At 66.7% G+C, this 12145-nt stretch carries 9 protein-coding genes and 2 pseudogenes; 5 read left to right on the top strand and 6 right to left on the bottom strand.

Annotated features, from left to right (window positions below):
• Positions 1-522 (bottom strand): DUF222 domain-containing protein (locus G205_RS04265; RefSeq protein ID WP_009356894.1); only part of this gene is annotated, 522 nt, incomplete at its 3' end.
• A 445-nt stretch (positions 523-967) separates the two neighbouring features.
• On the opposite strand from G205_RS04265, the gene G205_RS04260 reads away from it, so the two are divergent.
• Both G205_RS04260 and G205_RS04255 read left to right on the top strand, forming a co-directional pair.
• Positions 968-2020, top strand: a complete 1053-nt coding sequence (locus G205_RS04260; protein ID WP_009356893.1) for a M4 family metallopeptidase — start codon at positions 968-970, stop codon at positions 2018-2020.
• A 60-nt stretch (positions 2021-2080) separates the two neighbouring features.
• Positions 2081-2416: a protealysin inhibitor emfourin gene (locus tag G205_RS04255; protein WP_009356892.1), complete on the top strand. Its 336-nt coding sequence runs from the start codon at positions 2081-2083 to the stop codon at positions 2414-2416.
• 50 nt (positions 2417-2466) lie between these two features.
• On the opposite strand, the gene G205_RS04250 is transcribed toward G205_RS04255, so the two are convergent.
• Positions 2467-3435 carry a GlxA family transcriptional regulator gene (locus G205_RS04250; protein WP_009356891.1) on the bottom strand — a complete coding sequence of 323 codons (969 nt, stop codon included), beginning with the start codon at positions 3433-3435 and terminating at the stop codon, positions 2467-2469.
• An 81-nt stretch (positions 3436-3516) separates the two neighbouring features.
• On the opposite strand from G205_RS04250, the gene G205_RS22040 reads away from it, so the two are divergent.
• Together G205_RS22040 and hrpA are read left to right on the top strand one after the other, a co-directional pair.
• Entirely contained in the window at positions 3517-3684 is a 168-nt protein-coding gene (locus G205_RS22040; protein ID WP_009356890.1) for a hypothetical protein, read from the top strand.
• 79 nt (positions 3685-3763) lie between these two features.
• Positions 3764-7770, top strand: a pseudogene (gene hrpA / locus G205_RS04245) (ATP-dependent RNA helicase HrpA).
• Positions 7771-7818: 48 nt separating this feature from the next.
• Here the strand turns inward: hrpA and G205_RS04240 are convergent.
• Genes G205_RS04240 through G205_RS04230 form a run of 3 tightly spaced genes read right to left on the bottom strand, consistent with a single transcriptional unit; the run spans position 7819 to position 10264 of the window.
• On the bottom strand, positions 7819-8247 hold the full coding sequence (locus G205_RS04240; protein WP_009356889.1) for an HIT family protein: 429 nt from the start codon (positions 8245-8247) through the stop codon (positions 7819-7821).
• Positions 8244-9377, bottom strand: coding sequence for an NAD(P)-dependent alcohol dehydrogenase (locus tag G205_RS04235; RefSeq protein ID WP_009356888.1), 1134 nt, complete (start codon positions 9375-9377; stop codon positions 8244-8246). The genes G205_RS04240 and G205_RS04235 overlap by 4 nt, the downstream gene beginning before the upstream one ends.
• 2 nt (positions 9378-9379) lie before the next feature.
• Complete coding sequence (locus G205_RS04230; protein ID WP_009356887.1) at positions 9380-10264, bottom strand: sulfurtransferase; 885 nt, start codon at positions 10262-10264, stop codon at positions 9380-9382.
• Positions 10265-10439: 175 nt separating this feature from the next.
• Between G205_RS04230 and G205_RS04225 the strand changes: the two are divergent.
• A pseudogene (locus tag G205_RS04225) lies at positions 10440-11485 on the top strand (PLP-dependent cysteine synthase family protein).
• Here the strand turns inward: G205_RS04225 and G205_RS04220 are convergent.
• Positions 11482-12138 (bottom strand): MBL fold metallo-hydrolase, encoded by a 657-nt coding sequence (locus G205_RS04220; protein WP_009356886.1) that lies wholly within the window; start codon positions 12136-12138, stop codon positions 11482-11484. The pseudogene G205_RS04225 and the gene G205_RS04220 overlap by 4 nt on opposite strands.
• Between the last annotated feature and the right edge of the window lie 7 nt (positions 12139-12145).

Genomic DNA, 12145 nt, shown 5'->3' with positions numbered 1-12145 from the left:
CGGGTTGGGTGCGTCGGGGTCCAGGAAGTGGTCCGCGAGAGCCACGGCAGCGGGATGGTCCAGGTTCTCGGTTTCGTCGGCGATGATCCTGGTCTGCTGCCACGACAAGGACCCGGTAAACAGGGCCTCGTACGCGGAGGGGAGGGAACAGACCTGCCGGGCCTGGGTGATGAACGCCCCTGCTGCTCCGGAGCTGATGGTCAGGATCCCGGCGATCTCCTCGACAACCGAGATCTCGCGGAAGGTCCGTTCTTGCAGCCTGGCGTCCGGAGGAGTCATCGCATTCTGAAGCTCGACGGCTTCGGCCGCGTCCCGGGCCTTCAATGCGGCGATCTGGGCTTCAAGCCGCGCCACCACACCCAGCCGTTCCAGGCGGAGTTCGTAAGCACGCTGCAAGACGTCTGGCCCTGTGCCGTCGACGACATTTCGCAACTGCGCGTCATCACGGAACAACGCGTTGAGGGCCGTGACAGAGGCATGAATGCCCGCCACCTCCGCTGCCGTCAACACGCCGTTTCCCATACCAGAATCATCGCGGGAGGGTGTGACATTTTGCGCTGGCGCTGGCGCCGCTTCTGAAGACAGAGATGCGGCTGGGACAGCGGGCGGCAGCGCCAATTCCCCGACCCTTCGGCTGCCTTTCCGCATACCAGCAGAATCCACCACGGGACTGACACTCGGCGCTGCGGTCGTTCCATGGGCAAGGGACGTGCTGGCGGGGGCAGGAAAGAGCTCTGAAATGACCGACTTCCCGCTGACGCCGTTTCCCATACCAGAATCATCGCGGGAGGGTGAGACATTCTTCGTTGTATCCCGCCCAAGGCGGCGGTAACCAACAAAGCGGCCGGCCGTCGTCGTGCTTCTGTCTGCTGCCGGCCCCCGCGCGAAGCTCCCCGTGCCGCGTGTGCTGGCACCGATTGTCAGAGCCCCCTCGTAGTCTGAAATCACCTAGTTGAGGGGGTACGCCATGCACGTTCCGTTTTGTTCCATCGTCCCGCCTTACCTGCTGCGGCGCCTGGCCCGGCAGGATGCTCCGGAGTATTCTGCGGCCGCCCGGGCTGCCAGGGAGGCCCTTGGCCACGTCGGTTCATTCCAGGCGTCCCGGACCCAGGCCATGCCGGATGTTCCTTCCGGACTGCGCCACGCCAAGCCGGGTCCGTCCAACCGGATCATCTATGACGCCGAAGGTTCGGAAACCCTGCCGGGACGGCTGGTACGCAAGGAAGGCGAACCCGGAACAGGGGATGCCGCCACCGACGAAGCGTACGAGGGTCTGGGACACACCCACCGCCTCTATGCCGACGTTTTCGGCCGCAACTCCATCGATGGGCAGGGACTGCGGCTGGATGCCACCGTGCACTTCGGCAAGCTCTACGACAACGCCTTCTGGGACGGCACCCAGATGGTCTTCGGCGACGGCGATGGTGAAGTCTTCGGGCGCTTCACGGCATCCTTGAGCGTCATCGGCCACGAACTCGCCCATGGGGTGACCCAGCACTCCGCCGCCCTGGCTTACCGGAACCAGGCCGGCGCCCTGAACGAATCCATGTCGGATGTTTTCGGCGCCCTCGTGGAGCAGTATGTGAAGAACCAGTCCGCTGCCGAGGCCAGCTGGCTGATCGGCGAGGGGCTTTTCACCCCCGAGGTGGAAGGAAGTGCCTTGCGTTCCATGAAGGCACCGGGAACCGCGTACGACGACGATGTGCTGGGTAAGGACCCGCAGCCGGACTCCATGGACTCCTACGTCAGGACCAGCGCGGACAACGGCGGGGTCCACATCAACTCGGGCATTCCCAACCGCGCCTTCTACCTGGTGGCGGAGTCCCTGGGCGGGAACGCCTGGGACTCCCCCGGCCGCATCTGGTACGAAACGCTGACGGGCGGATCCCTGCCGACCACGGCGACCTTCAGCGTCTTCGCGCGGGCCACCGCCGCTGCCGCCGTGGAGCTTTTCGGTTCCGGGTCACAAGAGCATGACGCCGTGCGGCAGGCGTGGGAAACTGTGAAGGTCAAGCTTTAAGGGATGCCTGGTTGCCGGACTTTCAGCCGCCAGGCTGCGTGGAAGCCCAGGAACCAGGCCATGAAAATCAGCGTGGAACGTACCGGTGGGATTGCCGCGATGACGCGGGTGTGGACGGTGGATGCGCGCTCTAAAACGGCAATCAACCAGTGGGAGCCGATCGTCGAAGCCTGTCCGTGGGATGCCGTTCCCCGCACGCCGAGGGCCGCCGCCGAACACTTCGCGGGGAGCCAGCCTGACCGGTTCATCTATTCAATCCGGGCCGGGGACAGGCGGGCGGCCCTGCCTGAGCGGGCAGTGACCGGACCTTGGCGTGTGCTGGTGGACCGGACCCGGGCAGCAGCCCAGGAGTCCGGGGCCGGACAGGGCACTCCTGCCCTGGACAGCAGGGAATAGGCTGCCCAGGCCGCGCTCCCCGCAACGACCTGTCAGGTCGAAGGCGGCAGCTAGCCCACTTCGGCCAGCTGCCCCCGGAATGCCCGGCGGTAGGACTGGGGGCTGGTGTCGAGGACCTTGGCGAAGTGGTGCCGCAGCAGGACCGGATGGCCAAACCCGGCTTCCCGGGCGATCTCGTCGATGTTCAAATCGGTCGATTCCAGCAACTCCTGTGCCCGGATCACCCGCTGCGAGTTGAGCCAGGCCGCTGGTGTGGCGCCCGTTTCCGAACGGAACTTCCTGGCAAAGGTCCTCGGTGACATGTGGACCCGCGCTGCCAACTCGTTGACCGTGTGTTCACGGTCGAGGCTCTGCACCATCCACCGCAGCAGTTCTTCCATGGGCGCCGAGCCGCAGGTGGGCATGGGCCGGTCGATGAACTGGGCCTGGCCGCCGTCGCGGTGCGGCGGGACCACCATGTCCCGGGCAATCGAGGCAGCAACGTTCGCGCCCAGCTCCAGCCGTACCAGGTGCAGGCACGCGTCGATTCCTGCAGCGGTTCCGGCAGAGGAAATAATATTGCCGTCCTGCACGTAGAGGACGTTTTCATCCACCTGGACGTCCGGGTAGGCCTCGGCCAGGTCACGGGAAAAATGCCAGTGCGTGGTGCAGCGACGGCCGTCCAGCAGGCCCGCGCGTGCCAGCGCGAATGCTCCCGAGCAGATCGACATGACCCAGGCCCCCCTGGCGTCAGCGGCCCGGAGGGCAGCGAGCACAGGCTCCGGCATCTCCTGGTCCCGTCCAAAGGGAGCCATGATCACCAGGTCCGCATCTTCAGTGGCTTCCAGCCCATGGCTCACGTTCATGGACAACCCGGACTTCATGGGAACGTTGCCCGGCTCCGGGGTGCAGACCCGGAAATCAAAGGCGGGGACCCCGGCGCCCCGGCCTGACCTGTCGATCCCGAACACCTCGCAGGCCGTCCCGAACTCGAAGATCGAAAAGTTGGGAACCACTATGACGGCTACCGATTTCAGCATGCTTCCATTGTGGCAGGAATTTTAGCTTTTTGGGCATTTCTGCCACTGTTGAGTGGAAATCCTGAAGAGCAGCATGGAGCCATGGAAATCTTCGCAACGATCACCGTCATCCTGCTCCTTCTCCTCGCTGCCGCCACCATCGCAGCGCTCCTCCGTGACGGACGGGGCCACACCCCTCCCGTCAGCTCGCATGAGGAATGGTCCGCCCTGGACCTGCCCAGCACCAGCTACACCCTCCGGATCTTCTAGCAGGCCCCGCACCACATAAGAACGCCGCAGGCAGTCGAACCGGGGGTGCCGGCCCCGCCGCAGTAGACTGTCTGCAGCCATGACTTTGCATATCTCCTATCCCGCTGAGCTGCCGGTCTCCGAGCGCCGCGAGGACCTGATGGCGGCCATTGCCGCCAACCAGGTGACCATCATTGCCGGCGAGACCGGTTCCGGAAAGACCACCCAGATTCCCAAGATGTGCCTGGAACTCGGCCTCGGCGAGAACGGGCTGATCGGCCACACCCAGCCGCGCCGGCTGGCAGCGCGCACGGTTGCCGAGCGCATCGCCGAGGAACTGGGCGTCGAGATCGGCCAGGAAGTCGGCTTCCAGGTCCGTTTCACCGGCGAGGTCAGCAAGGCCACCAAGGTGAAGCTGATGACGGACGGCATCCTGCTGGCCGAAATCCAGCGGGACAAACTGCTGCGCAGGTACAACGCCATCATTATTGACGAGGCCCATGAGCGCAGCCTCAACATCGACTTCATCCTCGGGTACCTTAAGCGGATCCTGCCGCAGCGCCCGGACCTGAAGGTCATCATCACCTCGGCCACCATCGATCCGGAACGCTTCGCCAAGCACTTCGGTACCCCGGAAGAACCCGCGCCCATCATCGAGGTCTCGGGCCGGACCTACCCCGTTGAAATCCGCTACCGCCCCCTGACCCAGCCCAGGGCCGATGACGAAGAAGCCTCCGACGACGAACTCGAGGAGGACCGGGACCCGCTGGACGCCGTGTGCGACGCCGTCGACGAACTGGCCCGCGAGGCGCCCGGGGACATCCTGGTCTTCTTCTCCGGCGAGCGCGAGATCCGGGATGCGGCGGACGCCCTCCAGGCCCGTATCCAGTCCAACCGCCGGCTTGCAGGCACCGAAGTGCTTCCGCTCTTCGCGCGCCTGAGCCTGCAGGAACAGCACAAGGTCTTCCACCCTGGCAGCAGGCGCCGGATTGTGCTGGCCACCAACGTGGCGGAGACGTCGCTCACCGTGCCGGGCATCAAGTACGTCATTGACACCGGAACGGCCCGCATATCCCGGTATTCGCACCGCACCAAGGTCCAGCGGCTACCCATCGAACGCGTCTCGCAGGCATCGGCGAACCAGCGCTCCGGGCGCTGCGGCCGTGTTTCGGACGGCATCGCGATCCGCCTGTATTCGGAGGAGGACTTTGAGTCCCGGCCGCAGTTCACGGATCCGGAGATCCTGCGGACCAACCTCGCCGCGGTCATCCTGCAGATGACCGCCATGGGCGTGGCCCGCGGCCCCAAGGACGTGGAGGACTTCCCGTTCGTCGAGCCCCCCGAAACCCGGGCAATCAACGACGGCGTCACGCTGCTCCGCGAACTCGGCGCCCTGGCTGCCACGAAGCCGCAAAACGCCGAAGGTAACGGCAGGAGCGGCAGCGGCCTCACCGCCGTCGGGCAGAAACTTGCCCAGCTGCCCGTGGACCCCCGGCTGGGCCGGATGATCGTGGAAGCCGGGAAGCGCAACTGCGTCCGGGAAGTCATGATCCTGGCCGCGGCGCTCACCATCCAGGATCCGCGCGAGCGTCCCACGGACAAGCAGCAGCTGGCGGCCGAGAAGCACAACCGGTTCAAGGACGAGAACTCGGACTTCACCGGCTACCTGAATCTCTGGAACTACCTGCAGGAGAAGCAGCAGGAGTTGTCCTCGTCCGCGTTCCGCCGCCTGTGCCGCAGCGAGTTCATCAACTACCTGCGGGTGCGGGAGTGGCAGGACCTCTTCGCCCAGCTGCGCCAGCTGGCCCGTCCGCTCGGCATCAGCCTGGATAACAAACGCCTGGCGGACCCGGTGGGCAACCACGACGGGATCCACATCAGCCTGCTGTCCGGGCTCCTGAGCCACATCGGCATCCTCGATGAGCGCAAGCGCGAGTACGCCGGAGCCCGCGGCAGCCGGTTCGCGATCTTCCCGGGGTCCGCCCTGTTCAAGAAGTCCCCCACGTTCGTCATGGCCGCCGAACTGGTGGAGACGAGCCGCCTCTGGGCGCGCGTGGCAGCCAAGTTCGATCCCGTCTGGGCGGAGCAGGTGGCCCCGGACCTGGTGAAGCGCAGCTACAGTGAGCCGCACTGGTCCACCCGCCAGGGTGCGGTGATGGCCTACGAGAAGGTCACGCTCTACGGCGTGCCCATCATCGCCCAGCGGCGCATCAATTACGGCCGGGTGGATCCGGTGGTTGCCCGTGAGCTCTTCATCCGGCACGCCTTGGTGGAAGGCGATTGGCGCACGCACCACAAGTTCTTCCACCGCAACCGGGCGCTCCTGCAGGAGGTGGAGGAGCTCGAGGCCAGGATGCGCCGCCGGGACCTGCTGGTGGATGACGAGACCCTGTTCGAGTTCTACGATGCCCGGATTGGCCCGGACGTGGTGTCGGAGCGTCACTTCGACAAATGGTGGAAAGAGGCCCGGAGAGCGAACCCGGACCTGCTGGACTACGATAAATCGCTCCTGCTGAGCGATGATGCGGATGACCTGGACGAGGCCGCCTTCCCCAAGACCTGGCTGCACAAGGGCTTTGAGCTGCCGCTGAGCTACGAGTTCCATCCGGTGGCCCCGGGGTCCCCGCCCAATCCGTCCGACGGCGTCACGGCGGAAGTGCCCGTCCTGTTCCTCAACCAGCTGGACGACGCCCCGTTCCGCTGGCTGATTCCGGGCCAGCGCGTGGAACTGGTGACGGCGCTGATCAAGTCGCTGCCCAAGCAGATCCGGAAGAATTTCGTTCCGGCACCGGACGTTGCCCGGCAGGCCGTGGCCGTCCTGGAATCGGACTTCGATCCCGCCACCGACGAGCTGGAACCGTCACTGGAGCTGGCCCTTCGCCGGATCCGCGGCGCCATCATCCCGCCCGGGTCCTGGAACTGGGACGCCGTGCCCCCGCACCTGCGCGTCAGCTTCAAGGTGGTGGACAGCAAGGGCAAGGTCCTGGACGAGGGCAAGGATCTCGCCGCGCTCCAGGAACGGCTCGCACCCGCAACCCGGCGAGCGATTGCCGAGTCGCTCGGCGCCACCCCTGCAACGACGGGTCCCGGGAATGCAATGGCCGGGGGCCAGGGGCCGGACAAAGCCAAGGGCCCGGGCCGAGGTAAGGGAGAGGGCAGAGGCAAGGCGGACGACGGCGGCACGTCCCAGGTGCCCACACCCGGCGCGGGAAGTACGGCTTCCGCCCCTGCCGGATTCCGGGAGCAGGACGGCCTGACGGAGTGGAGCTTCGGTACCGTCCCCCGGGAAGTCAGCAGCATGGTGAAGGGACACACCGTCACCGGGTACCCCGCACTCGTGGACCAGGGCACCTCCGTCTCGCTCCGGGTTTTCCAGACACCCGAGGAACAGCTCGACGCCATGCGCGGCGGCGTCATCAGGATGCTGGCCCTGCGGGTTCCGTCGCCGGACCGCTACGTGCTGGAGCACTTGAGCAACACGGAGAAGCTGACCTTCAGCCAGAACCCGCACGGCTCGGTGTCAGCGCTGATTGCCGACTGCGCCTCGCGGCCATCGACAGGCTCACCCCGGCGGAGCTGCCCTGGGACCGGCAGGCCTTCGACGCCCTCTACGAGGTGGTGCGGGCGGAACTGATTGACACCGTATTCAGCGTGACTGCCGTCGTCGAACGGATCCTGGCCGCCACCCGGCGCATCGAAAAGCAGCTGAAGGGAACCACCAGCCTGGCCCTGATCAGCGCGCTCAATGACATCAGGAGCCAGCTGGAGCAACTGGTGTACCCCGGTTTTGTGGCACGCACGGGCTACGCCCAGCTCAGCCAGCTGCCACGGTACCTCACCGCCATCGAAAAGCGCCTCGAACGGCTGCCGGGCAACGTGCAGCGGGACGGACTGAACATGGCAGTGGTGCAGCGGCTGGAGGACGACTACGACGATGCCGCGGCCGCCCTGCTCCCCGGACGGCGCGCCGGCCGGGAGTTAACCCAGGTGCGCTGGATGATCGAGGAGCTGCGGGTGAGCCTTTTCGCCGTCGAGCTTGGAACGGCGTACTCGGTGTCCGAAAAGCGCATCCGCACGGTACTCAACAAGGCCCTGGCGCCGGCCTGAAGACCTTAAACAAAGATGTCCCGGCACGGGCCGGACATCTTTGAGGCGCTAACCGGCGGGAACGAACTCGCCCCAGCCGGCGTCACGCAGTCCCCGGCGCAATTTCTCCGCGTTCGCGTCCAGGACTGCGGGATCGGGATTCTGGTCCGCTGAGGCGAAGTTGAAGTCCGCCATGCTGCGCGACGGCCATACATGGACGTGCAGGTGGTTGATCTCGTATCCCGCCACGATGAGCCCTGCCCGCGGTGCGTCGAAGAGGTCCACCTGGACGGCGCCGATCCGGCGGGCCACCTCCATCACCCGCGCCAGGGTTTCTGGTGACGCGTCGGTCCAGCGGTCCACTTCCTCGGTGGGAACCACAAGGGTATGCCCGTCGGCCAGCGGCCCGGTGGTGAGGAAGGCGGACACATCGTCCTCACGCCAGACGAACCGGCCGGGAATCTCGCCGTTGAGGATCCTGGTAAAGAGCGTGCTCATGCGTCTGCCTCCTTGGCGGGTGCCTGCAAGGTGCTGGTGTCCAGCACGAACCGGTACTTCACGTCTCCTGCGACCATGCGGTCATAGGCTTCGTTGAGGTGGCCGGCGTCGACCATCTCGATGTCGGCAACCACGCCGTGCTCTGCGCAGAAGTCCAGCATCTCCTGCGTTTCGGCGATCCCGCCGATCAGCGAGCCCGCGTACGCGATGCGGCGCCGGATGAGGGCGCGCGGATTCACCGGCGGCATGGCCTCGGACGGCAGGCCCAGCTGGAACAGCGCACCGTCCACGCGCAGGGTGCGGAACAGGGGGTTGAGATCGTGCGGAGCGGCAACTGTGTCGATGATGACGTCAATGGTGCGGTTCGCGGCGGCCATCGCATCCTCGTCCCGGGACAGGACAACCTCATCGGCTCCCAGTTCCAGCGCGGCGGGCACCTTGGATTCCGACGTCGTGAACACCACCACCCGGGCACCCATGGCTTTGGCCAGCTTGACCGCCATGTGCCCCAGCCCGCCCAGGCCCACCACGCCCACAACGTCGCCCTCTTCGACGTCGAAGTGCCGCAGCGGGGAGAACGTGGTGATCCCGGCGCACAGCAAAGGCGCGACGGCGGCCGGGTCCAGCGATGCGGGCACCCGGACCACGTAGCGGTGGTCCACCACGATGGAGGACGCGTAGCCGCCCTGGGTGAGCGTGTCACCGTTCCGCCGGTCGACGGCCCCGTAGGTGCCGGTCATTCCTTTTTCGCAGTACTGCTCCAGGCCGTCCAGGCAGCTTTCGCACTCGCGGCACGAGTCCACGATGCAGCCGACGCCCACCCGCTCGCCCACCGCAAAACCGGTGACGGCTGAGCCCACCCGGGTGACGGTTCCCACGATCTCGTGTCCGGGCACCAGCGGATAGGTTTGCCCGCCCCATTCCCCGCGGGCCGCGTGCACATCGGAGTGGCACAGGCCGCAGAACTCGATGGCAATTTCGACGTCGTCGGGTTTGGGCGCGCGGCGGGCCACGGTCAGCGGGACCAGTCCGCTGTCAGGGGACACAGCACCGTACGCGGCGGCAAGGGTGCCGGCGTCGGGCAGGATCGGGGTGGCAAGGGGCGGCGGTACGGGACGTCCTGGGGTCATAGTCAGACGCTACCGTTGCGGCCAGCCAACTTTCCAGCCGGGAAAGATCCGCCGGGGTCAGCGCCGGTGGCCACGGGAAGCTGCGGGGTGTTGGACCACTCCGAGAACGAGCCCGCGTACAGCGCGGCGCTGAACCCTGCCACTTCCAGGGCCGCCACCTCGTGCGCAGCGGTCACCCCTGAGCCGCAATAGACGGCAACCGGCCTCCCGTCCTTGACGCCCAGCGCCTCGAACCTGCTTCGCAGCTCATCAGCGGGAAGGAAGCGTCCGGTTGCGTCCACGTTGTCCGACGTTGGGGCGCTCACCGCCCCTGGTATGTGGCCTGCCCGGGGGTCGACGGGCTCCACCTCGCCGCGGTACCGCTCCCCCGCCCGTGCGTCGAGCAGCACGCCCCTGTCCGGCCAGGCGGCGGCAGCACCGGCGTCGAGCCGGGGCATTCCGCCGTCCGCCAGCACCACGTTTCCGGGCTCCGCCACCACCGGGCCCTGCTCCACCGCAAGGCCTTCCGCGCGCCAGGCGGCCAGTCCGCCGTCGAGCAGGTAGACCTCCCGGAGCCCCGCGTTCCTTAACATCCACCAGGCCCTCGCGGCGGCCATGTTGGCGGTGTCGTCGTAGGCGACCACGACCTCGCCATTGTTGATACCCCAGCCGCGCGCGGCGGCCTGGAAGTCCTCCGGCGCCGGCAGCGGGTGCCGTCCCCGCGCGGGAACAGGCGGCGCCGCGAGCTCGGCGCCAAGGTCCACGAAAACGGCCCCCGGCAAGTGCCCGCCGAGGTAGTGCTCATGGCCGTGCGGATCGCCCAGCGCCCAGCGGACATCCAGCAGCACCGTACGCTGCCCGCCGGCAAGGCGGTTCCTCAGCGTGGTCACGTCCATCAGGGGGTTCATCGGGCTCCTTCGGGGTGGTCATACCGTCGGTTCCACTTTAGGCCGCCACAGGTCCGCCCGCGGGTAGGCTGGATTGGTGAAGATTGAGGACGACGGCAACGGCGACGGCGGAAACAGCAGGGACACGGACTGGGCAGGCCGCGGGTGGTCCGACCGTGACTGGGCGGACCAGGCCATCCGCACCATCCGGGCCGAAAACAACCGCTCGGCGGACACGCACCTCTACTCGGTGCCGCTGCCCGAACACTGGGGCGTGCAGCTGTACCTGAAGGACGAATCGACCACCGGTCCGGCAGCCTGAAGCACCGGCTGGCGCGCTCGCTGTTCCTCTTCGGCCTGGTCAACGGCTGGATCCGGGCGGACACCACCATCGTGGAGGCGTCCAGCGGCAGCACCGCCGTCTCCGAGGCATACTTTGCCCAGCTGCTGGGACTGCCCTTCATTGCCGTCATGGCCCGGACCACCAGCCAGGAGAAAATTGACCTGATCGAACAGTTCGGCGGCTCGTGCCTGCTGGTGGAACACGCCTCGGACGTGTATGCAGCAGCGGAGGAGGTGGCCGCCACCTGCAACGGACACTACATGGACCAGTTCACCTACGCGGAGCGGGCCACGGACTGGCGCGGCAACAACAACATCGCGGAGTCGATTTTCGGCCAGCTCCAGCTGGAGGAGCATCCCGTTCCGGACTGGATCGTGGTGGGCGCCGGGACCGGGGGGACCAGTGCCACGATTGGCCGCTATCTGCGCTACCACAGCCATCCCACCCGGCTGCTGGTGGTGGATCCCGAAAACTCGGCGTTCTACCCGGGGTGGCGAGGCGGGACCGACGGCGTACCGGCGGGCCTGCCGTCCCGGATCGAGGGAATTGGCCGGCCGCGGCTGGAGCCAAGTTTTGTGCCGTCCGTGATCGACCGGATGGTCCAGGTTCCCGACGCCGCATCCGTGGCAGCCATGCGCCACTTGTCCGACCTTGCCGGGCTCCACGCCGGCCCCTCCACCGGCACCAATCTGTGGGGTGTATGGCAGACCATCGCCGGGATGGTCGCCGAAGGCCGCAAGGGCAGCATTGTGACGCTGATGTGCGACGGCGGGGAACGCTATGCGGGCAACTACTACAACCAGGACTGGCTGGCAGTGCAGGGCCTGGACCCCGCCCCGTACGAAGCGGTGATCCGGAGATTCTTCGATACCGGACGGTGGGACCCGGGCGTCGCCTAGACCTCCACGGACTCCCCGGCGCGCAGGTGGTTGTACTCGGTGCCGTACTTGGCACCGATCCTTTTCACGTGGCCCTCGACGACCTTCAGGCCATTGTCGTTGAGGAGCCCGTCGTGGATCTGGAATGCCCGCGGCGCCCGGACGCTGACGACGAAATCCACTACTTCGGCCGACTTGCTCCAGGGCGCGTGCAGCGGAACCAGCAGGGTCTTGACGCTGATGCCGTCCGGAACGATGAACGAGTCGCCCGGATGGTAGACGTTGTCATCAATGAGGTAGCCGATATTGGCCACCACCGGGATCTGTGGATGGATCAGGGCGTGCTGGCCCCCGAAGCTGCGCACCGCGAAGCCCGCCACATCCAGCGACGTTCCGGGGTCCACCGCGTTGATCCGCGCCGTTGCTTCCGGAACTTCGGTCCGCATCTGGTCCGCCACACCCGCGGGGGCGTAAAGCACCAGGTCCGTGGCGCTTCGGAGCGCCCCCGCAACAGCTGGAACGTCGATGTGGTCGGCGTGCTCGTGGGTGATCAGCACGGCTTCGGCGCCTGCCAGCGCCTCTCCGGTTTCGGAGAAGTTACCGGGATCCAGGACCAGAACCCGGCCGTCCTTTTCGAGGCGCACGCAGGCATGGGTGAATTTCGTCAGCTTCATAGCGCCA

The organism is Arthrobacter nitrophenolicus (assembly GCF_000332815.1).
GTDB classification, from domain to species: Bacteria; Actinomycetota; Actinomycetes; order Actinomycetales; family Micrococcaceae; genus Arthrobacter; species Arthrobacter nitrophenolicus.
This window is presented reverse-complemented; position numbering and strand designations above follow the sequence as displayed.